Annotated in this window: 17 protein-coding genes; 7 read left to right on the top strand and 10 right to left on the bottom strand. The window is 42.9% G+C overall.

Going from position 1 to position 22,236, the window contains the following annotated elements; translation table 11 throughout:
- The first annotated feature begins 193 nt into the window (after positions 1 to 193).
- The 4 genes from hflX (at position 194) to ACP69U_RS03215 (ending at position 4,421) form a co-directional block, all read left to right on the top strand.
- Entirely contained in the window at positions 194 to 1,657 is a 1,464-nt protein-coding gene (hflX, locus tag ACP69U_RS03230; protein ID WP_060490439.1) for a ribosome rescue GTPase HflX, read from the top strand.
- Positions 1,658 to 2,043: 386 nt separating this feature from the next.
- A complete protein-coding gene (locus tag ACP69U_RS03225; RefSeq protein WP_372861203.1) occupies positions 2,044 to 2,478 on the top strand; it encodes a CidA/LrgA family protein in 435 nt (144 codons plus the stop codon).
- Positions 2,479 to 2,500: 22 nt separating this feature from the next.
- Positions 2,501 to 3,190 (top strand): LrgB family protein, encoded by a 690-nt coding sequence (locus ACP69U_RS03220; protein WP_426137797.1) that lies wholly within the window; start codon positions 2,501 to 2,503, stop codon positions 3,188 to 3,190.
- A gap of 406 nt (positions 3,191 to 3,596) precedes the next feature.
- Positions 3,597 to 4,421 (top strand): lytic transglycosylase domain-containing protein, encoded by an 825-nt coding sequence (locus ACP69U_RS03215; protein WP_045443853.1) that lies wholly within the window; start codon positions 3,597 to 3,599, stop codon positions 4,419 to 4,421.
- 212 nt (positions 4,422 to 4,633) lie between these two features.
- Here the strand turns inward: ACP69U_RS03215 and tsf are convergent, their stop codons facing one another.
- The 10 genes from tsf to ACP69U_RS03165 form a co-directional block, all read right to left on the bottom strand.
- Positions 4,634 to 5,518, bottom strand: a complete 885-nt coding sequence (tsf, locus tag ACP69U_RS03210) for a translation elongation factor Ts (protein WP_198329663.1) — start codon at positions 5,516 to 5,518, stop codon at positions 4,634 to 4,636.
- A 346-nt stretch (positions 5,519 to 5,864) separates the two neighbouring features.
- Positions 5,865 to 6,662, bottom strand: coding sequence for a 30S ribosomal protein S2 (rpsB, locus tag ACP69U_RS03205; protein WP_045443642.1), 798 nt, complete (start codon positions 6,660 to 6,662; stop codon positions 5,865 to 5,867).
- Positions 6,663 to 7,022: 360 nt separating this feature from the next.
- On the bottom strand, positions 7,023 to 7,472 hold the full coding sequence (locus ACP69U_RS03200; protein ID WP_045443639.1) for a chemotaxis protein CheX: 450 nt from the start codon (positions 7,470 to 7,472) through the stop codon (positions 7,023 to 7,025).
- A 41-nt stretch (positions 7,473 to 7,513) separates the two neighbouring features.
- Complete coding sequence (locus tag ACP69U_RS03195; RefSeq protein ID WP_045443636.1) at positions 7,514 to 7,963, bottom strand: chemotaxis protein CheX; 450 nt, start codon at positions 7,961 to 7,963, stop codon at positions 7,514 to 7,516.
- Positions 7,964 to 7,992: 29 nt separating this feature from the next.
- Positions 7,993 to 8,355, bottom strand: a complete 363-nt coding sequence (locus ACP69U_RS03190) for a response regulator (protein ID WP_045443633.1) — start codon at positions 8,353 to 8,355, stop codon at positions 7,993 to 7,995.
- A 62-nt stretch (positions 8,356 to 8,417) separates the two neighbouring features.
- Entirely contained in the window at positions 8,418 to 10,628 is a 2,211-nt protein-coding gene (locus ACP69U_RS03185) for an ATP-binding protein (protein ID WP_426137796.1), read from the bottom strand.
- A 12-nt stretch (positions 10,629 to 10,640) separates the two neighbouring features.
- Positions 10,641 to 11,525: a transporter substrate-binding domain-containing protein gene (locus ACP69U_RS03180; protein ID WP_198329661.1), complete on the bottom strand. Its 885-nt coding sequence runs from the start codon at positions 11,523 to 11,525 to the stop codon at positions 10,641 to 10,643.
- A gap of 354 nt (positions 11,526 to 11,879) precedes the next feature.
- The gene (locus ACP69U_RS03175; protein ID WP_055125721.1) at positions 11,880 to 13,139 is read right to left on the bottom strand and encodes a multidrug effflux MFS transporter; all 1,260 of its coding nucleotides are present in this window, start codon (positions 13,137 to 13,139) and stop codon (positions 11,880 to 11,882) included.
- A gap of 317 nt (positions 13,140 to 13,456) precedes the next feature.
- Complete coding sequence (locus ACP69U_RS03170; protein WP_045453705.1) at positions 13,457 to 14,269, bottom strand: crotonase/enoyl-CoA hydratase family protein; 813 nt, start codon at positions 14,267 to 14,269, stop codon at positions 13,457 to 13,459.
- Between the two features lie 161 nt (positions 14,270 to 14,430).
- Complete coding sequence (locus tag ACP69U_RS03165; RefSeq protein ID WP_426137795.1) at positions 14,431 to 17,976, bottom strand: ATP-binding protein; 3,546 nt, start codon at positions 17,974 to 17,976, stop codon at positions 14,431 to 14,433.
- Positions 17,977 to 18,488: 512 nt separating this feature from the next.
- On the opposite strand from ACP69U_RS03165, the gene cysM reads away from it, so the two are divergent.
- From cysM to rlmD, 3 genes are all read left to right on the top strand, one after another.
- Entirely contained in the window at positions 18,489 to 19,457 is a 969-nt protein-coding gene (gene cysM / locus ACP69U_RS03160) for a cysteine synthase CysM (RefSeq protein ID WP_250163691.1), read from the top strand.
- A 66-nt stretch (positions 19,458 to 19,523) separates the two neighbouring features.
- On the top strand, positions 19,524 to 20,348 hold the full coding sequence (locus tag ACP69U_RS03155) for a 3'-5' exonuclease (protein WP_426137794.1): 825 nt from the start codon (positions 19,524 to 19,526) through the stop codon (positions 20,346 to 20,348).
- An 88-nt stretch (positions 20,349 to 20,436) separates the two neighbouring features.
- Positions 20,437 to 21,978 carry a 23S rRNA (uracil(1939)-C(5))-methyltransferase RlmD gene (gene rlmD / locus ACP69U_RS03150; RefSeq protein ID WP_426137793.1) on the top strand — a complete coding sequence of 514 codons (1,542 nt, stop codon included), beginning with the start codon at positions 20,437 to 20,439 and terminating at the stop codon, positions 21,976 to 21,978.
- The last annotated feature ends 258 nt before the right edge of the window (positions 21,979 to 22,236 follow it).

Below are 22,236 nucleotides of genomic sequence, written 5' to 3'. Positions count from 1 at the left end.
AACCAGTTCTGCTGCGTTCACTGATTTGCCTATGGCTTTCATTTACGCTGTAACATAAAACCATCGTTAATTGTGCTATAACGCTTTAATATTAATTGATGAGACCACATATATATGGTCATATGAACGCTATATCGACGTTTGCTAAATGGATAATAGCGATATATTTACTTTATTAAATAGGTGATACTCTTTGGATTATTTTGAAAGACACGAAGGTGGCGAGCGCGCCATTATAGTACATTTAGACATCCGTCAAATTCAAGATCCTGATGATCTAGGTGAATTTGAGCTGTTAGCAGACTCAGCAGGGGCTGATCGTTTGGCTTTAGTTACAGGCTCACGCCAAAGACCCGATGCCAGATACTTCGTTGGTAGCGGTAAAGCAGAAGAAATAGCAGAATTGGTACGCGAACATGATGCGGATATCGTCTTATTTAACCATAGCTTATCGCCATCACAAGAGCGTAATATTGAAGCCTTGGTTAAATGTCGCGTACTGGATCGTACGGGTTTGATATTGGACATTTTCGCGCAGCGTGCCCGTACTTATGAAGGCAAGCTACAAGTAGAGCTGGCGCAGCTCAACCATTTATCGACGCGTTTGGTACGAGGTTGGACGCATTTGGAGCGTCAAAAAGGCGGTATTGGTCTACGTGGACCTGGTGAAACCCAGTTAGAGACTGATCGTCGCTTGCTACAAGTGCGCGTGAATCAGCTTAAAAGCAGAATCGAGAAAGTCAGACAGACACGTGCGCAAGGTCGAGCCCGCCGCCAAAAATCAGATGTGCCGACGATTTCGCTTGTCGGTTATACCAATGCGGGAAAATCTACGCTATTTAACCGCTTGGTCGACGAAAATATCTATGCAGCGGATAAATTATTTGCCACACTAGATCCTACTTTACGCCGTTTAGACTGGCAGGGTGTTGGTCGTGTTGTTTTGGTCGATACGGTAGGTTTTGTCCGTCATCTCCCGCATGAGTTGGTCGAATCCTTTCATGCAACATTAGAAGAAACCTTGGAAGCAGATTTATTGCTACACGTCATCGATTCTTCTAGTGAAGATATGCATGAGCAAATTCAAGCGGTCAAAGACGTATTAGCGGAGATTGATAATGATGTACCAGTGCTCAATGTGTACAACAAGATTGATTTGACAGATGAACCTGCACATATTGGTTATGCTAGCGAAGGACAACCCAATCGTGTCTATGTTTCTTCTAGAGAAAATCTAGGTATGGAAGCGTTGTCGTTAGCCGTCCAGCAGTTACTGACTGGTACACTCACCACCTTTGAGTTGACCTTACCTTATCATGCAGGTCAGTTAAAAAACGCCTTATATGAGCTGGGTGTTATTCAGGAAGAGAGCTACGATGACAGCGGGCATGAGTGTTTAACGATTCGCTTGCCAAGCGATACGCTAAGACAACTATTGGGTCAGGCCAATTTAGAGCCTTTAGATGTACTGCCATTAGCACAAGCCACATTATTGATGCCAGTACTTGAAGACTTCGAAAAGCCTGACGAGGTTGAAGAGCCGACGATGACCGAAGCAGAAGAAAAAGCGTTTGATGAGTTTGATGCGCTGAATTCTGAAGCCGCTAAGTCAGAGGAATTAGCAGTAGAAGCGGAAACTCCTGACTCAAAAATATAAATGACTGAATCTGTAAAATAGCTTTATAAAAGACAAAAGGATGATATTCATTGATATCATCCTTTTTTTTGGCACATAGCATTAAATTTTATAGGTTACCCGATCACGAAAACGCGCTACCATAGTTGACGTCGTTTAAAGTGAGCACAAGGTAGCCTGGCGCAAATGATACATTCATTATATTAAGCGAGCTTAACGCTGTTGCTATTTATAATCGCACTGACGATATGCTATAAGCTTTATTAGTTTGCCTACTCTCTATATAATCATCGGCTATAGGTTCAACCAATATTCATATCATTGATAGATAGAACACACTCATTAGAATGTGGTTACCTATTTTGTTGCTACTATCCTATCTCTTTCTAAATCGGCCAGTATTTCTTATGAAATCTACTCACTCCGCCCATTTGCCGCTATGGCTTGCATTAATCCTGACACTCACGATGGTCATCGTGGTTCGTGAATCAGCCGTTATCATCTGTCAATTAGCAGGAATAGAAAAGGCTGCCAACATCGTTGGATTGGTCGCCATGTTTTTTATTTTGATGACATGGCGATTACTTAAAGGGTTGCCCAGTTGGCTCACCCAAGCCAGTAATACTTTATTGGTGGATAGCGGTTTTGCTTTTTTGCCCGTGTCTGCAGGTGCAGGTTTACTGCTATTCGCTTTAGGTGATGAGCTTTGGGGCGTTATGCTGACGATGATTATTAGCACACTCATACCGCTTTGGGGACTTGCCATACTTGCCAACCGTTCGCTCAATCACGATGTTAGCATCGATAGCACCACCGTTGAAGAGCACAAAGGACAGCTATGAGCTGCATGAACAAGGAAATGCAATGACTTTTGATAACGTGTTTGTGGCAACCTTTGCGGCGATATTATTAACGCTAATCGCCCATGTGACTGCTCGTGTATTGGCACGTAAGCTCTCATGGCTGCCGATGGTGATTACGGCGTTGGCGCTTGTTCTCTTATTTTTGTTTATCCTACAATGGGATTACAACGATTATTACGATGTTGCCAAGCCTGTATTTGATCACTTATTGGGATATGTCACCGTACTGTTGGCAGTACCATTAGCAGCAATGAACTTTAAAGGTCTGCCAGTCAAAAAGCTTACTCTCATAGTTATCCTTGCAAGCGTGGTTGGTGCATTGCTACCGATGTCATTGGCTTATTTATTTTCATTAAGTCACGACACCATACTCGCTTTCGCAACGCGTTCAGTAACCACACCCATCGGTCTGAGTGTCGCAGATCTAATTAAAGCACCACTAGCCATGGCGAACTTAATTATTATTGTCTCAGGGCTTATCGGTGGTACTTTGGCGCGCTTTTTATTTCGCGGTATAGATGATGACCGTGCCAAGGGCTTAGCACTTGGATTGGCAGCACATGCTTTTGGTACCGTCGAAGCATGGCAAATTAGCCACACTGCTGGGCGTTATGCGGCATTTGGACTGGCAGTAAACGGGCTGGTCACCGCCATTTGGGTGCCTATTTTTATCAGCGCACTTTCTATATAACCCTGTTCAAATCACTTTCCAGTGCTCCAAACAGCTTTTATTTCTCACGATTCGTTCATTGCCACAGCAAGAATATTCACGTACCACATACGCCTAAAAACAATAAAGCCGATACTCAATCAACGTACTCAAAAACGGTAGTGTGTTGATTTTTTTACAAATTAAAAATGACTTTTATACTTTGTACTGATAATCGTATGCGTCGAAAAGTTATTATATGTTATAGTAAGCAACTATTATTTTTTGTATCCGATGCGAGTGGTTTCTAGTTAGACGTGGTTTTTGCTAGGGTGCTATATCGTTTACAGCGATAAAATCCTACCAGCACGATAACCGCTTAAATGCGCAGAACGACGCGCCTATAGGCAAAGCAATTTGCTATTACTCGATGAAAAGTGATAACCCTATGATAAATGTTACAACCTTAGTGACTCGCTGCTTGTCTCCTGTTTTATTGACCGCTGTCGCCTTATCCAGCCTATCTCTATCTGTTGCTGCTCAAGCAGGTAATATGTATATTTACAAAGACAAAGGCGGACAAGTCTTACTCACTAACGTCAATCCAAGTGGTAATTTTGACAAATTCACCAAAAAGGTAAAAGTCACTTACTACAAAGATTCTAAAATGTATGACGGTAGTAGTGACAATAGCAGCAGTAATTACGGTAGTAGCTCTGCCAGCAGTAGCGGAAGCCGCAACTCATACGACAGTTATATTCGCGCCTCAGCTCAGCGTCATGGCGTAGATCCTGGGCTTATAAAAGCAATGATGCATAGCGAATCCGCATTTAACCCGAATGCACGCTCACCTGTTGGCGCACAAGGTCTCATGCAGCTAATGCCAGCGACTGCGCGACGCTTTAAAGTCAGCAATCCTTGGAACCCTGCAGATAATATCGAAGGCTCTGCTAAATATATTGCATGGCTGATGAAGCGTTTTAATAACAACGTAGAATTTGCGGTTGCGGGCTATAATGCGGGTGAAGGTAACGTTGATAAATATAACGGCATCCCGCCTTTTAAAGAAACCCGTAACTATGTCAAAAATGTCATGAGCCGTTACCATAGCTTGTACAAAAACGACTCAGGGCTATCAGGCAGTACCATGAACGCTAGCAATCAAATCGCCAATCCTAGTCTCAGTAGCGGCTTACAAAACGTCAGCTATGGCACCAGCAGTAATAGCAATAGTGCCAGCTATGCCAACTCAGCATATGACGCATTACGCTAGAATGAAGACTGTATGAACCGTTGAATCCAAACGTAAAAAAGCCCGTTAATATAATTAACGGGCTTTTTTTGTGCTAAGAGGCTTTATCTATTCATTCATAATCTATCTTGTCATATTTTTTGAGTTCGATACAAGATTAACAATAAAGCTGATCGGTGAGTACCAAACCAAAAAGTTTAGCACTCACCATTCTTCTTAGCAAAATTTAAAAATTACTTGTTAGCCAGTGCTTGTGTTGCAGCAACTTCAGCAGCGAAATCTTCTTGCTTTTTCTCAATGCCTTCACCAACTTCTAGACGTTTGAAAGCAAGTACTTTTACGCCTTCAGCTTTTAGTACATCACCAACTTTCTTCTCGTTGTCCATAACATATGGCTGACGTAGTAAAGTCACTTCTTCTAGGTACTTACGTAGGCCACCTTCGATCATTTTTTCAACGATGTTATCAGGCTTGCCAGACTCACGAGCTTTTGCTTCGATGATGTCTTTTTCGCGTGCTAATAAATCAGCATCGACACTTTCGTCATCAACCGCAACTGGATTAAACGCAGCGATATGCATGGCAAGGTTTTTGCCAGTCTCTGCATTGCCGCCTTCAAAAGATACCACAACACCGATACGTAGACCATGACGGTATGAAGCAAGGTTGCTACCTTCTAATACTTCAACGCGGCGTACTTGGATGTTTTCGCCGATTTTTTGTACCAAAGATACACGAGCTTCTTCAACAGTCTGACCATTGCCATATGGCAATTCAGCAATAGCAGCTACGTCAGTCACATTGTTTTCTAATGCAATGTTCGCTACTGCTTCTGCAAATGCCGTAAAGTTTTCGTCTTTTGCAACGAAGTCAGTTTGGCAGTTTACTTCTAACAAGAATGCTTTGTTGTCGCCTTGAGCGATGATGATAGCGCCATCAGCTGCAATGTTACCAGCTTTTTTAGCTGCTTTGGCTTGACCAGATTTACGTAGGTTATCAATGGCAGTTTCTACATCGCCGTTTGATTCTTCTAACGCTTTTTTACATTCCATCATGCCAAGACCAGTACGGTCACGCAATTCTTTTACCATTTTGGCAGATACTTTTACTTCTGACATAAGAGTTACCTTTTATTATGTATGGGAGTGCTTAATTTCTATGAGATATATCTTTGCTATCTATTGGTACTATATCGCTCTTATAGTAATGGAAGCACTCATGGTTGATCGTGATAACAGACATCATTGTAATGACAGATATTGTGCATCACGAGGGCATATATAAGCGATAATACTCGCTTATTGACGAGTGTTCCATCAACAATAAGGCATGACGAGTAAAACTACATCATGCCTATTGTAAGCTTATACGTGTGAGCTTATACGCTGTTAATAACGTTATATGGATGCAGATAGTGTGACTATCAAGCTATCCTTACAAAGTTAAACCTTTTGGGTCAGCCAATTATTCTGCTGGAGTCGCCGCTTCTTCTGCTTTGGCTTCAACTGGTGCTTCTTCAGTAGCAGGTGCTTCTTGCTCAGCTTTGCCGCCCGCTTGAGTCTGTGCGTATTCTTTACCAGCGATAATCGCATCAGCCATAGAAGTCACATACAATGTCACAGCACGGATAGCATCATCGTTTGCTGGGATGATGTAATCAACGTTATCTGGGCTAGAGTTAGTATCAACGATACCGATAACTGGGATACCTAGATTTTTAGCTTCTTTGATAGCAATCGCTTCATGATCTACGTCTACAACGAAGATTGCGTCAGGTAGGCCGCCCATATCTTTAATACCGCCTAGTGAACGCTCAAGTTTTTCCATATCACGAGTACGCTCTAACGCTTCACGCTTAGTAAGCTTGGCGAAAGTACCGTCTTCTGCTTGTTTTTCTAGCTCTTTTAGACGGTTGATTGACTGGCGAAGTGTTTTCCAGTTAGTCAACATACCACCTAACCAGCGATGGTCAACGTATGGCATGCCAGCGCGTGCTGCTTGCTCAGCGATGATACCGCTTGCTGCGCGTTTAGTACCTACGAACAATACTTTGTTTTTCTTAGCAGCTAAGCCGTTAACGTAAGTCAATGCTTCGTTAAACGCTTTTACTGTGTGCTCAAGGTTGATGATGTGAATCTTGTTACGGGCACCAAAGATGTATGGTCCCATTTTTGGATTCCAAAAACGTGTTTGGTGACCAAAGTGAGCGCCGGCTTGTAGTAAGTCGCGCATTTCGATTTTGGTTGGATTCTTTGTAGACATGTGAAATTCCTATTGGTTGGGTTATGCCTCCACATCACAAAAACTGCCTATCTAGCGACACGCATCTGCTAACGGTTAATGCTTATTGTGGCAGCACTAACTTTTTGCAAATTAATCAAGTCGCCAAACACCCAGCAATTTTTTGCCATGATGTGTGTGTCATTGGTTGATGGGTTGGTTTAAAAAATTGAGCTATCATTTGAACGTAAAAATACGATGTGATAAAAATAGCTGGGCTATATTTTATCATATAATGCTTAGCGACTGCTAGCGCTATTATGCTGTTTAAGTGGATGATAACGCATAAAAAAACGACGCATTAACGTCGTTCTTTATACTGAATAAATTAGCAGCTGTAGATTAAGCGATACAGATACCAATGACCGCTTTATATCCACGCCACGTAAATGGCGTGACGTAACTTTGGCGATCTTTTGGCAAATAAGACACGCTTGGTGCGCTCTCAACAATATGCGGCGGCGAGATAATAAACTCTGAGCCAAACTCAGTACGAGCATTTCCAGAGATAGTGTTGGCCATCTCACCGAGCAGATCTTTCATCATCGTGATCGATGAGTCAGGCTCGCCCATCACTTTTATGACCTCTCGTAACATCACGCTTGGCGCACTCACATACACACAGCCTTCAAGAGGCCCTGATATCTCGATAACGCCGCTATAATCATAACCAACAGCACTCTTGTTATGATTTAAATAAGGGGTATCAATGGACACTTCTGAGCCATCAATTTGTGCAAAAAATGCATTGATTGAGCTCAGAAACACACCCAATTTTTCTACTTTAACCATAATATATTAATATCCATCTTTATGACGCGGTGGCAGCAACGTTAATCCTGCAAACAGACCACAATCTCGCCTATCTGCGAGTTCCAAGTGATAGGAATGATAAAAGAACGCTCATCATTCGGCAACACAATACTTTGTGGAGAGCCTTTAAATACAAACGGCACAGAAATATGGAACTCTGAGCCAAACTCTTTACGCGCGTTACCAGCGATTGTATTGGCCACTTCACCAGCCAAATCGATATAATTCTCATCGCTTTTATCCGTTTCACCCATGCTATCCAGTATAGCGGACAATAACTGACGGGTTGCCGAAAAATACACCACGCCTTTTTGTCCACCCGATATACCGATCACACCCGTATAATCATGGACTTTTGGCTGTTTGTTCTCTAACAGATATGGGGTGTCAGCGACAAGCTCCTCGCCCCCAAACTGATTAAAATAATTACTAATAATACTTAAAAAAATCTGTAGCTTTTGTTCTTTCATAATGACATCTACTTAAGTCGTTGAATGGTTTAGTCTTGCATTAGCTCATACAAAGACTCTACAAGCTCTTCTTCTGAAAAAGGCTTGCACAAAAATCCGCTGGCACCCAACGACAATGCTTCAATGCCAGTGGCTTTATCAGACAGTGCTGACACCACTAAAATGCGTACTTCAGGGTCAATCGCAATGATTTTCTCAATGCACTCAAGTCCATCCATTTGTGGCATGGTCAAGTCCATGGTGATTACATCAGGACGATGGACATTGAACTTTTCAATGGCTTGGACACCACTGGTTGCCGTCGCAACCAGCATAAACTGCCCTGAATCGTACGCGCGCTGAATACGATTTCTAATAATATTTGAATCATCAACAATCATTAACTTATGCATAACTGATCTATTACCTTTAATGAAGTGCTTGTCATCCTTGACAATATACCTGCTGTTTCTAATTAAGCTTTTGGTAAAGTAATAACAAACCGTGTCATCTGACCGAATTCGCTGTTTACGTTAAGCTTGCCATCATAATCTTTTACTTTTGCTTTAATGATATCAAGACCGACACCTCGTCCGCCATCTTCATCTGCGTGTTCTTTGGTAGAGAAACCAGAAGAAAACAGTTGTTTGAGCAGCTCGCTTTGACTGAGCTGACTGGCTTCTTCTGTACTAAAACGACCATCACTGCTTAACTTGGCACGAATGCTATCATAATCAATACCTTGACCATCATCTTGCACCATCAGCATGAAATCTGAGCCGTTGTCTTTTAGTTCTAAATCAATCGTCCCAACCGCAGTCTTACCAATCGAATGACGAACACTTGGCGCTTCAATGCCATGCACCACGGCATTACGTAGTAGCTGAATGCTAATCTCTTTAATCGGCTTTACCAGATGCGCTGGTATGTCCGCTTGCATCAGCGTATTACTCTTTAGCTCTACTTGCTTACCTTGTCTTGCGGCAATATCTTTTGCAAATGCTTTATAAAAAGACAGATGATCATCAGTTGCGTCATTATCTAGGTCAATATCCTGACCAATATCAGTATCCATGCTACTGATTGAAGGATTTGATGTCTGACTGTCAGTCGCCACCGTTTTTGACATACTGTTTTGAGCAATATTGTCATCTAACCCATTTGCAGTTGGTGCAGTCGCTGGTGCTGAACGGTTAATGCGCTCGCCCAAGGTCGCGATGGTATTTGATAGGCTTAATAAGTCATCCAAATGTACGGCCAATGGCAAGAAATCGTTACCAGATAATTGACCTTGGTTTTGCAATGCGTGCAGTTTGTCTTCCGCATCTGAGGCAATCTTGGTAAAGCTATGCAGTTTTAGCGCAGAAGCTTCACCTTTTAAGCTATGCATTTCGCGGTAAATGGCTTTTAGTTTGCCCTCAAGCTCGTATTGTGAGCTACCAGGATTTTTCAAGATATTGTTCATTTTCTCAATGTGCATCTGCGTATTATCAATAAACTCATTAATAATTTTAGGATTTACATTCAAGATAGTGGTGAGCATCTCAATCTGCATGTCGTTTTGCGAACGCTCTTTTTCTAGACGCTGCTCTAAATATACGGCATCTGATACATCGTTGACGTTGACCAAAATACGGGCAATGTCTTTGTTGTCATAAACACGTGAGAACTTGAAGTCTAAGAAGCGATTATTCTGTGCTTTATCACCAGCATTGTTGTGTAGCATGACTTTATGCAGTGGATTGAGAGAATCTACCAATTTTTCTTTGACGCGTGGATTGTAAAGCTGCTCAATAAATTGCTGTGTGGTTTTCAGATCTTTATCAGAAATACGCCCACGTAAAACGTTGGTAAAGTTCTCTCCTGACAATCTGTCTTCACCGATAATATCATTCAGTGCGCGAGAATGCTGCTGACCAATATTCAAGTCTTTATCAAGTAAGAATAGACCCGTATTTACCGTTTCCATAATCTCTTGCGTCTCGCGACGAGCAGCGAACGCTTCAGCATCGGTTTCACGTAAACGACGCACAAAGAAGAATACAAAGATTAGAAAGTAGGTAAAGATGGCGGCAACACCAAGTACCTGAATCAGACGAATGGTCGTCGCTTGGCGTTCGGCACTATTGAAAACATCTTTGGTCAAATTGTCTAACGAATCGTTAATCAATAGACTTGACGTCTTGGCTTGTTCAACGGCTTGGGTCAGATCATCTTCAGAGGAAACCATAATATTATCAGCATCTTTGAGATATGCTTGAATCTTAGGCTCTAACGCTTTCCACTGCTCATTAGCCGCGGTAATGTTTACTTGTGCGTTACTGTCAATCTTTGGCAGATCATAAGTCTTACCATCAACGTCAGTGATCGTTGCACCTTGCTCAATAGCAGCAATAGAGCTGGTAATCAACGCCGTATTTTCCTCCAAACGCTCCAAAACGCGCTGAATATGCGGAGAGTTCGTATCTTCGCCATAGCTATTATCTAAGTCAAATAAATCTTTAATTACCGCCTGCGCGCTATTAGCGACTTGGTTGGTTTGGTCAATTAAAGCGGTATTTCTTTCTAATAAGTTTGAGGTATAGAACGTAAAGGCTAACAAAGCACCGATGAGCGATAAAAATAGTGCAATTGAAATGATCAGACCTTGATAGCGCTTATTGTCAACATTGGGAGTGGTTGCCATCTTCAGAATTCCTTAGTTCAATTGCGTAGTATTAGTATCAGAATTGCTCTTATCAGCAGATGCAGGTACAGCCTCACCTAACCAGCGCGCTTCAATTTCCTTAAATGTCCCTTTTGCTTTCAGTTTAGCAATACCCTCATTAACCGTATTAATCAACTGAGTATTTTCTTTTGCCATTAATACGACTTGTTGCGCTGAAGGTGCGTCTGCCGCTTCATAAGGTACAATCTTCACTTTATGTTCTGGATAACCTTTTATGATGTACTGCAGCACTGGCATGTCGTATAAGAAAACATCAGTCTTACCTTGTACTAAGTCCTGATAAGCCAAAAATGCAGTAGATCTTGAAACCAACTCAACCGAGCTACCCATCTGTTTTAGAGTATCTTCTTCTTTAGAACCTGCCAACGTACCAGTTTTTAGACCCTTTATATCGTTTAAGCCTTTGATATCAAACTTACCTTCCAAGTACATGATGGTAGCTGGGTTAAAAAAGTAAGGCGTTGATAGACCATATCTTACCGCACGATCATCTTTATAAGAGATACCAGAAATAGCTAAATCACGTTTTCCTGACTCCACACTATCGAACATATCTTGCCAAGTTTCTTTATAAAACTCGACTTTAAAGCCTTGCTCCTCGCCGATAGCTCTAATGGAATCAACGTCCGTGCCCTGCATATTGCCATAGTCATCTTGAAACGAGAAAGGTGGTAAATCACCTGTCATAGCGACCTTTAATGTTGGTGCCGTATCAGGCAAATTACTGACAAAATTATCTTTATTTTCTGTTACTGGCGTACCAGTCGAATTGGCATTTTCTTGAGTGGAAGAGTTACCGCAGCCAAACAGGCCAACACTCAATACAATTGGTAACACTCGATATAACTGCATCATAATTTACCCTTAAAGCTTCACGTGGTTGTACATATTAATTAATGACAATCTAGCAAGGTTAGGTAATATCTTCACATACTTACTTACAGAAAGTTACGTTTGATAATACTTGCCTAACTTTATGATTGCAATAATTATGTTTAGTTATTACGTACAATTTGTTATATATGGCAAATAAAGGATATTAATGGCGTACATAAGTCTACCTTTATGACTGAAGACTTGTAATATGGTCTTGTTTTATGAGCATTTTTAGGCAAAAAATAAAATAAAAAGCACAAAAAAAGCATCCTTACATAATCAATGTAAGAATGCCTTTTAAGATGCTAGTGCAAGAATTATAAAGTCTCTGGCTTACTCCGCATCGTCCAGATTTAAATTACGATCTATCTGCCAAATTAAAAAACAGCCAAGACTCATCAAAGCGAACATCGCAATACCAATTTTGAGCACAGGATTAACTGGAAATAGGTTTAATAATAATCCACCAAAGATACCGACTGAAAACATGAGCGATCCTTGTAGCGCACTTGCCATGCCCGCTCGGCGTTTTTGAAAGGCCAGCGCAATAGCAGAAGCATTTGGCTGAGTAAGACCTAAGCCTGCGATACAGAAGAAAATACAAGCCAGCACCAGTGGAAGCCAAGCATCAGTACCCAAAAATAGACCTATTACAAATAGCACGCCTGCAGAAATAACCTGCATCATCGCACCAAAGCGCAAAATGCTCAAAATACGAAAGCGATTGGTAAGCCACTGATTCAGCTGAGTCAAACCCACAAAACCAGCAGCATTCATCCCAAATAGCCAAGCGAAGTGGGTTGCGGATACCCCATAGGTATCCATAATCAGCTCAGAGGCTGAACTGATATAAACAAACATCGCCCCCATCAGCAGGCCGCCACCAATCGCTGGATAATTGAACGTCGGGTCTTTTAATAAGTCCCAGTATTGACTCAGTACTTCTCTTGCGGGACGTACATTACGATTTTCTTCCGTTAACGTTTCAAAGAAGAAAAACTTTGTGAGTAATAAATTCAACGTGCCAAAAGCAGCCAAAAACCAAAAAATAGAGTGCCAGCTAAAAAACTGTAGAAATAGCGCACCAAGCGATGGGGCTAATATCGGCGCTAAACCCATCACCAAAATCATAATAGAAAAGGCTTTTGCGGTTTGCTTAGCAGTCAATCGATCGCGAATCGCAGCACGAGTGACCACCGCGCCAACACACGCACCAAGCGCTTGCATCGTCCGTCCAACAAACAATACATACTCGTTATTAGTAGTCGCACAAACAATGGAGGCGATGACATATAGCGTCATACCGATATATAAAGGCTTAACACGACCGACACGATCGCTAAATGGTCCATAAAATAACTGGCCAAATACCAAGCCTAAAAAATAGGCAGGAACAGAGTTGGCCATAAAGGCTGTGGATACACCAAAGTCATCTGCCATTGATGGTAATGCAGGCAGATACATATCAATAGACAATGGCCCCACTGCCACGATAAGTCCAAGCATCATAATCCATGCAACAGGCAAATCAGCAGAGCGTACGCGCTCAGAAGCAATGGGTCGATTGGGTAGAGAGGATTTTGGAGCAGACATATTCAGACCATTTTATATAGAGTGTATTGAATCGTTATAAAGGTTCAATACACTCTGGTAATTGTTATTATATTATTCAGGCTTCCATTGTCTTTAATATTTAGTCTTTACTCAATACTGAAAACAAGGGTCATTGCCACCATTAGTGCACATTTGCATACAGCGGCGCAAGTGGATAGTGATATATCGTACTATCCGCTCACATTTCAATAGAGGTATGACGTGAATAAAACAAACAATAACAACTAAAAACAATCACAATAATTTGTCAAAATAGGTCTAAGCGTTAGCGTAGCGGTATAGTTAGTAAAAAATATTTAGCGGAACTGGCGCTTGCCAAATGCCGTACTGGCTTGCTTGGCTTTTCTTAACGCAAGCTTGCGATTACGACCGAGCATCATTTTAAGCTGCCATACTTTTTCTTTATATAAAGTAGTGGCTGGCTGCTGGAACATAGCATTGACCACACGCTTACTCGCCAACACCGCATCAGGAGAGCGCTCTGCAAATTCGGCAGCGAGCTTTTGCGCCTGCTCAAGTGGCGCTTCATTGCAATGGCTGACAAGACCCAATGCTTTGCCCTCACTGGCAGTTACGATACGCGCACTCATGGCAAGCTCTTTTAGCACATCTTCACGTACCACGCCAAACGCCGATTGCGTCAAACCCATGTCTGGTACCAGCCCCCACTTAGCTTCCATAATAGACAGTTTGCAATCTGGATGACTGATGCGCACATCGCAAGCCAGCGCTAACTGAAGCCCTGCACCGATACAATAGCCTTCTAGTACAGCAATGACCGGTACAGGCACATCGCGCCATACCAGACAAACACGCTGGAATGAGCTCTGCCATGGCTTTACCAGCTCCCAAACGGCGAACGCTTGATTTTTTGGATGATTCAAATCACCCAAGTCGATGCCCGCACAAAACGTGCCTTCAGCACCATTGAGAATCACCGCACGTATCGTTTTGTCTTTACCAATGCGTTCTGCGACGGCAATCAATTCTTTCACCACTTTAAAGCTCATGGCATTTTTTTTGTGTGGGCGATTCAAGGTTACCGTGAGTATATTGTCAGTCATACTAACTTGTAAGGTTTCATATTGGTAAGTGGCAATCGCGTTCATAACAATCCTTATTCATGAATAAAATAGAAATGGCATCTCAATATGATGCCGATATGTCTAAAGCTGATGGCAACAATATTAACAGCCTTGTTACGACGCTACCTCATCAATAACTGACTGCAACGATTCGATTCATCGTTACTATCATAAAACCATCATTTCTAAATCATTTTCCACGTCATATCATTTTCACTCAAACGATGATAATTGAGCTGAGGATAGGCTGATAAATCCAGCGCCTGCAAGTTATTTAACGCTGTTATTAATGCGGCATAATATGGCTCAAGCATGGCAAACTGCGCAGGGGTGATGTGTTGGACATTCAACAAGCATTTATCTTCTAAGTCTTGACTGGCCTGACGTAATTGCGGCACACCAGTATAACGACTGCCGCCTAAGATGCGATGAGAAATTTGCGCTAGCATACTGCGATCACGGGCGTCCCACGCTTGCGTTAGCGCTTGCTTTTCATCATTGATCGTATCAAGCATCATAATGATAAGCTTGGCTGCCAAGTCGGGCTTATTCGCTGAGCGGGTCAACGCGTCTTGCCAATCTAAAATAGCAAACCCATCACTTTCGTTAGCCCCCAAAGAGTGATGGCTTAAATGGTGGTGACTGCTGTCCCAACTCTTTGTTCCTTGCGCATATGTATGGGAATCTGTAGGCGTTGCCACTCCATCATGAGCACTATTTATCGGTATTTTCGATGGCTTCAATAGTGGCGACTGTCCTTGTTTATGTAAGCGCAAGTTCTCATAGCGTGGCTGGGTGTCACGCGGTGTTTCGCGTCTATAATCCTCGCGTGGTTGGCTGTCTCGCAAGTAATTATCACGAATTTTCTTCAATGATAAAGGACGCGTTATTTTTTGATTGATTGTATTAGAACCGCTATGACGGTTATTTTCATCACCTTTCACCATAGGATAGGCAATGGTTGTAGAGTCTGATGGCCACGTTGAATACGTTTCAGCCTCCCTATTTTGTGAGTCGGTAGAGTGTGAGTTCTCTTTTGATAAATCGATCACCTGCACATCAGTATTGTGCACATCCGTACTGTGCAGATTGCTATCAGGCAACGCTGTTAACTGCGGCATTGTCGTTGTGCGTCCAAGCCATTTTTGCAGCACTTGTAACAACTGAGGCTGGCTAATGGGTTTACCCACATAGTCATTAATGCCACTAGCGATCAGTTTGTCTCGCTCATCAGCCAAACCATGTGCAGTCAACGCAATGATTGGAATGCGGCTATCATCATTTTCAATATTGCGAATTTGTCTTGCGGCTTCATGTCCTGACATACGCGGCATTTGAATATCCATGAATATTAGATCAATATGACCTTTATCCTGAGTAGCAAATTTATCGTCGGTATTCATCTCTTCATAAAGCGTATTATTTGATTTCTTGTTCACCTCATCGCGCGTTTCAGCTTTAGAGATTTGCGTTTTATTCGACAGACTTTGCTTATCATTTTTCGTGGTTTTGATATTTTTGGTTTGTTGTTTGCTGATAATTTCTATGGCGTCAAAACCACTACTCGCTGTGATGACTTGGATGCCAAGCTCACTGAGCAATGCATCAAGCACCAACAAATTGGGCAGATGATCGTCGACTGCCAGTACCGTCACTCCTGTCCAGCGCGGTTCTTGCACGCTTTTTTTGGTACTGCGATTTTGGGTGTCGAGCATGGCATAGAGCTGTCTTTTGTCTAAAGGCTCATACAAGATATTGGCATGATAACGATTTAATAATGCTTGGTCGGCGGCAACTTGATAACCAAATACCGCAAGCTTGCCTTGATAATGCAGACGAATTTGTTTGAGTAATGCCATCATATCGTCTTGGGTATCATCATCGACGATGACCCAATCCCAATAATTACCATGCTCTTTTAATGACTCAAGCACGCCTGGTAATGAGTTGGCTTGGGTCAATTTAATCGGCAAATATTGCAAGCTGGCTTTGAGCACTTGGATAGAGGCGGTATGATTGATCCATACCAATACATTAAACTCATCGGTCTCACTCGCCAATGGAGCCAAGACTGGTAGCTCAATCGTCTGTCCTGTAGCAGCTTCCAATACATCGACATGTGCTGGCATCCGAAACCAAAACGTTGCGCCCTGATTGGCAATATTCTCTTGAGCGTTATCATGAAAGCCAATATCACCGCCCATCAGCCGCGTTAATTGCTTGGAGATAACGAGCCCCAACCCTGTGCCGCCATACTGACGAGTGATTGAAGGGTCACCTTGGCTAAAGCTTTGGAACAGCATCTTTTGATCGGCTAAAGAGATGCCCTTACCGCTGTCTTGCACACTGATCATGAGATAATTATCACGATGATCATCTAAGCTGACGCGCACCACCACATCACCACTGTCGGTAAATTTAATCGCATTGCCGACGATATTGGTCAATACTTGCTTGAGGCGCAGGGCGTCGCCATTGATGCGCATCGGTACATCATTATAAAACAGCACCGCCATGCGCAGACCTTTTTCTGCGGATACCGGCGAAAGCATATCGACCACGTCATAAATGGTGTCATAAAGGTCAAACTCATGACGGTCAAGTACTAACTTGCCCGCTTCAATTTTAGAGAAGTCCAAAACATCGTTAACCAAGGCAAGCAAGTGTGCTGATGACTTACGTATGGTTTGCACGTACAAATCTTGTTCAGGATTTAGTTCGCCATGCCTTGCCAGCAAATTGATAAAGCCATCGATACTGTTTAATGGCGTGCGCAGCTCGTGGCTGATATTGGCCAAAAATGCCGATTTTGCTTGGCTGGTTGAAATTGCCGCATCACGTGCATTACGAATAGAGATGTTTTGCATTTCCATCTCATCAAACGCAAGGCGCAAATCATCCTCGGTTTGCTCGGCATGGTCTTTTAACTCCTGAAAGCTTCTATGCAGGCGGCGTAGCGTTTTGACCAAGTCTTGCTGCAATAAGTTCAGCTCACCATCTGACTCAACGGGAATAGGCTGATACAGATTGTCGACATGGGTACGCTGCAACTGCAAACGTAGCTCATAGATCGGTGCTATCCAGCGCTTTGAATAAATATTTAAACTCAGCAATAAAATCAAAATGGTGAACAAGCCGGTAATCACTAACGCCATGGCGATACGGTAGCGGGCGATATAGAGTGGTTCATTGTCCATATCGACGAGTAGCCACAGTTTTTGTCCTTCAAACTCCCCTAACACACTGCCATAAGCGGTTCCAATAGGCGTTGGTTGCTGCGATAAAAAATTCTTTTTTGTGTCTATTGCAGGCCATGCTTCGTTCAGTCCATAACCGACTGCAGCGAGCACTTGATTGCTTTCATTGATGATCGCAATACGCTGTACATGTTGCTCGGACTGCATACGACCCAGCTTATCTTGTATTTCCTCAAGCTTCGTGATGGTCGTTTGAGTGGCATCATTTGCTCTAACTTCGCCATCCGAATTGGGTTCGCCGTCTGCTTGCTGGCGCTCTTGCGCTAACAGCTCAGGGATTAGCTCTGCAATCGCTGGGGTATAACGAATCAGCACCGCCTCCGCCAATACTTCTTGTTCGGAATTGCTGGCACGCATGGTCTCATAAAAGACCAAAATACCGCCCACCGCTGCCAAGATACAAATGGGTAGGAACACCAATATAATCAACTGGCCATACGCACTGCTAGTATCAAAACGTTTTTTGTATGCCATGCTAGCTTTACTCTCTACAGAAAATTGCACTATGAATCAATAGCGGCGGTAAGCGGTGTTAGCCAATCATAATTTTTTTAGGGGCTGTGCTCATTTCAAAGCTCTCCTCATTTCAAAGCTATCGTCATTTCAAAAATGATAACTGCATACCCATGATAAATTTAGTGATTCTTGTTCTTGCCGTACCTATATATTGCCATAACTATAACGCATTTCATCGATCATGGTGAGTGGCTATGATGCAAAGGCATTTTAACTGTCCAGCCCTTTTTAAACACCACTCATTTACCAAAATCTCTTGATGCCTTCAGCGTAGCCAAAAACAAAATGATATAATGACGCAACTTTTCATTTATTGCTATTTGGTTAAAGCGGTAGAAATATCATTAACGATCAAATTACTCACTTCACTCAATAGCAGCCGTATCAAGATATTTATTCAAAAATCAAAATGACAATTAAAAAATAAACGGTAATTAAAAATCAATTTTAAAAATTCGCAAGGATACTTTATGTCCGCAACGGCTATCTCCAACTCTAATTTCATTACTCAAGTTACCAAACTTGCTGATTGCGTCGGTCAGACGCCATTGGTTAAATTGCAGCGCTTACCTGAGCAAGAGCAGCTGACCAATGGTGCTGCGTTACTGGCCAAGCTTGAAGGTAACAATCCAGCGGGGTCTGTTAAAGATCGTCCTGCTTTTAATATGATTTATCAGGCAGAACAGCGCGGTGATATCAAAGCGGGCGACATGCTGATTGAAGCCACGAGTGGCAATACGGGTATCGCTTTAGCCATGGTCGCGGCGATGCGTGGCTATCCGATAACGCTACTGATGCCAACCAATTCAACTCAAGAGCGCAAAGATGCTATGATTGCGTATGGTGCGACGTTAATCGAGGTGGATGAAGGCATGGAAGCCGCACGCGATTTAGCGCTGCAAATGCAAGCAGATGGCAAAGGCATCGTATTGGATCAGTTTAATAACCCTGATAACAGTCAAGCCCATTACCTGACCACAGGGCCTGAACTATGGGCGCAAACCGAAGGTAAAATCACTCATTTTATTAGCTCAATGGGCACCACTGGTACTATTACCGGTGTATCGCAATACCTCAAAGAACAAAATCCAGATATCAAAATCATCGGACTACAGCCTGATGAAGAAGCTTCGATTGCTGGTATTCGCCGCTGGCCTGCAGCTTACATGCCGGGTATCTTTAACGCAGATTTGGTTGATGAAATCATGGATGTGGATCAGCGTATCGCAGAAATTTATATGCGCAAACTGGCGAAAACTGAAGGTGTTTTCGCGGGCGTTTCATCAGGTGCTGCAGCATGGGCTGCCGTACAAGTCGCTAAAGAAAACCCTGATGCCGTCATCGCCTTTATTGTCTGTGATCGCGGCGATCGTTATTTGTCGACGGGTTTATACAATATTAACGACGACAATATTGACGCCAGCAATGTCGATCGATAACCGCACATAAATTACCTAACGCACAGACAACCCTGCTCAGTTTAGTTGATTCAATCAGGATTTCTTATGTCACAAGCTCTACCATCCGACCCTATACTGGTCTTTGATATCGAAACTGTCGCTGATACCGATGCGGCGCGCCGTATCTATCCGCAATTGGCAGAGTTGAATGATGCAGATGCATTGAGCGCACTCACAGCGCTTCGAATACAAGAAGCTGGGCATGATTTTATGCGCTTGCCACTGCAGCGTATCGTCTGTATCTCAGCGTTATATATCAAAGATGGCAAGTTGTCGTTGTTCTCATTGACCGCTGATAAATTTAGTGAAAAAGATATTCTTGCCAAATTTTTTCGGGCATTTAGTGACCTTGAAAAACTGCCACAGCTTATTAGTTGGAATGGCTCAGGTTTTGATATTCCTGTACTGATATATCGGGCTATGCAATACGATTTATCAGCGCCATGGTTATTTGAAGAAGGCGAGCGCATCAAAAACATGCGCTTTGATAATTATGTCAATCGCTTCCACACCCGTCACCTTGATTTGATGGACAGATTTAGCCAGTACGGTGCCAGCCGCCGCGAAGCCATGGATATTGTCGCAAGCTTATATGGTCTACCGGGTAAAACAGCTGTCGACGGTAGTATGGTTGGTGAGCTTGTCAGCACTAATGACTGGCAAACGCTGTCTATTTATTGCGAGTCTGACGTCATGAATACATGGCTAATCTATTTGCGCTGGTTGCGTTTAACTGGGCAACTATCCTCACAAGATTTTGACGCTTGGCAGCAGCAGAGCTATGACTATTTAGTAAAATATACCCAAGCGGATGGTCATGCCCGCCATCAAGACTTCATCGCTGATTGGTCATCTGCGCCCACATCATAACAAATGAAGTTATATGAAGGCGCGTTATAAGACATCGCGTTTATCCTCATTTTTTTAGTTATTTATCATTTATTATTAAGGCAGGTTTATGCAACCCACCGATTCAAAAACGTCTACAACCTCTGATGTTACGCCAGCAACGAGCGAGACCCAAACGATTACTATTCCGCCTAATAAGAAAAAATCTAAACCCTCATCAAAGACACGCCGCCGCCTAAAGGATGCAGAACCTCTGCCCTTCACCATTGATGGTTTGTCGCATGATGGTCGCGGCGTTGCCGTTTATGGTAATGGTTTTGGTATAGACGATGGTCATGTCGAAGACAAACATGGCAAAAAAATCTTTGTAAGCTTTGCATTGCCGGGTGAAAGTGCCTTGGTCAAAATAACCAATAGCCGTGCCAGCTTTGAAGAAGGCGAGGCTGTCAGTATTACTGCCAACCCAAATTCTGAACGTGCCGTACCGCCCTGCCCACATTTTGGCGTCTGCGGCGGCTGTAATTTGCAACACTGGCAGCCAGACGGTCAAATCAACTTTAAGCAATCTGTATTGGCTGAAATGCTGATACACCAAGCCAATGTCACGCCTGATAACTGGCTTGCTCCAATAGTTGGTGATCGTCTTGGTTATCGTACCAAAGCACGATTGGGTGTGCGTTATGTCACCAAAAAAGAAACCGCGCTTGTCGGCTTTCGTGAGCGCTCAAGTAACTTTTTGGCAGAATTAAATGAGTGTCATATTTTAGATCCAAGAATTGGTTTTGAGATTGAAAACTTAAAAACACTGATTAGTACGCTAGAGAGCCGTAACAAGATTGCTCAGCTTGAGTTGGCCATGGGTGAGGAGATGCCTGAGCTGCCAGATGGCAATCAGCCCGTTGCCCTTATCGTACGCAACTTGGAGCCATTATCAGACGCGGATATAGAAAAGCTAAAAGTATTTTTTGCCGCACGCAACTGGCAGCTATATTTGCAGTCTAAAGGTGCGGACAGTATCCAGCGTATTGCATTGACTGCAGATGATGACATGAGCCAGCAATTTGGTCGTTTATATTACCAATTGCCAGAATACGATTTGACTTTCGAGTTTATCCCGACAGATTTTACCCAAGTGAACCTGTCCGTTAATCGTCAAATGACCAAGCTTGCTTGCGATTTGTTAGACTTAAAAGCAGGTGAACGCGTACTTGATTTATTCAGTGGTCTAGGCAACTTTAGCTTGCCACTCGCGCGCCTCGTTGGTGAGACAGGTTCTGTGGTTGGTGTTGAAGGCAGTGAAGCGATGACCACACGTGCAGCCGATAACGCACGTCGTAATGGCATCAATAATACAGAGTTTTATAGCCAAGATTTGACGCAAGACTGTACTGATAAACCTTGGGCGAATCAGGGCTTTGATGCGCTATTAATCGATCCGCCGCGGTCTGGTGCTTGGGAAATTATGCAGTACTTGCCGAAATTTAACGCTGAGAGAATCGTTTATGTCTCTTGCAACCCTGCAACCCTCGCCCGTGATACAAAAGCATTACTAGAGCAAGGCTATCGTCTAACTCATGCTGGCGTAATGGACATGTTCTGTCATACCGGCCATGTTGAGTCCATCGCTCGTTTTGAAAAAGTAGCGGTATAATTCAATTTACGGTTAAGTGAGCGGTTCAGAGCATTCAATAGTCATACTGCATGTCACTGACATTGATTCAAAATTTGAGTCAAGCGGTGGCAAAAAAATGATGGTTATTTATCCTGATTAACCGCAGACATTACATAGCCTCGCTTGATTTGTCTCTTTAAAGTGAGATAATAGTAAACAATATTCCTAGGCTGGTTTTTTCAATCCTTGTGAACGTTTGCACTCATAGCTTTATATATTTTACGCGCATTTTATGAC

The organism is Psychrobacter sp. TWR1-1-1, from assembly GCF_049895865.1.
Classification (GTDB): Bacteria; Pseudomonadota; Gammaproteobacteria; order Pseudomonadales; family Moraxellaceae; genus Psychrobacter; species Psychrobacter immobilis_A.
This window is presented reverse-complemented; position numbering and strand designations above follow the sequence as displayed.

Excerpts from the sequence above, each read along its gene's own strand:
- ACP69U_RS03225 (WP_372861203.1), top strand. The coding sequence starts at position 2,044 with ATGAAATCTACTCACTCCGCCCATTTGCCGCTATGGCTTGCATTAATC.
- ACP69U_RS03220 (WP_426137797.1), top strand. The coding sequence starts at position 2,501 with ATGACTTTTGATAACGTGTTTGTGGCAACCTTTGCGGCGATATTATTA.
- ACP69U_RS03215 (WP_045443853.1), top strand. The coding sequence starts at position 3,597 with ATGATAAATGTTACAACCTTAGTGACTCGCTGCTTGTCTCCTGTTTTA.
- tsf (WP_198329663.1), bottom strand. The coding sequence starts at position 5,518 with ATGTCAGAAGTAAAAGTATCTGCCAAAATGGTAAAAGAATTGCGTGAC.
- rpsB (WP_045443642.1), bottom strand. The coding sequence starts at position 6,662 with ATGTCTACAAAGAATCCAACCAAAATCGAAATGCGCGACTTACTACAA.
- ACP69U_RS03200 (WP_045443639.1), bottom strand. The coding sequence starts at position 7,472 with ATGGTTAAAGTAGAAAAATTGGGTGTGTTTCTGAGCTCAATCAATGCA.
- ACP69U_RS03195 (WP_045443636.1), bottom strand. The coding sequence starts at position 7,963 with ATGAAAGAACAAAAGCTACAGATTTTTTTAAGTATTATTAGTAATTAT.
- ACP69U_RS03190 (WP_045443633.1), bottom strand. The coding sequence starts at position 8,355 with ATGCATAAGTTAATGATTGTTGATGATTCAAATATTATTAGAAATCGT.
- ACP69U_RS03185 (WP_426137796.1), bottom strand. The coding sequence starts at position 10,628 with ATGGCAACCACTCCCAATGTTGACAATAAGCGCTATCAAGGTCTGATC.
- ACP69U_RS03180 (WP_198329661.1), bottom strand. The coding sequence starts at position 11,525 with ATGATGCAGTTATATCGAGTGTTACCAATTGTATTGAGTGTTGGCCTG.
- ACP69U_RS03175 (WP_055125721.1), bottom strand. The coding sequence starts at position 13,139 with ATGTCTGCTCCAAAATCCTCTCTACCCAATCGACCCATTGCTTCTGAG.
- ACP69U_RS03170 (WP_045453705.1), bottom strand. The coding sequence starts at position 14,269 with ATGAACGCGATTGCCACTTACCAATATGAAACCTTACAAGTTAGTATG.
- ACP69U_RS03165 (WP_426137795.1), bottom strand. The coding sequence starts at position 17,976 with ATGGCATACAAAAAACGTTTTGATACTAGCAGTGCGTATGGCCAGTTG.
- cysM (WP_250163691.1), top strand. The coding sequence starts at position 18,489 with ATGTCCGCAACGGCTATCTCCAACTCTAATTTCATTACTCAAGTTACC.
- ACP69U_RS03155 (WP_426137794.1), top strand. The coding sequence starts at position 19,524 with ATGTCACAAGCTCTACCATCCGACCCTATACTGGTCTTTGATATCGAA.
- rlmD (WP_426137793.1), top strand. The coding sequence starts at position 20,437 with ATGCAACCCACCGATTCAAAAACGTCTACAACCTCTGATGTTACGCCA.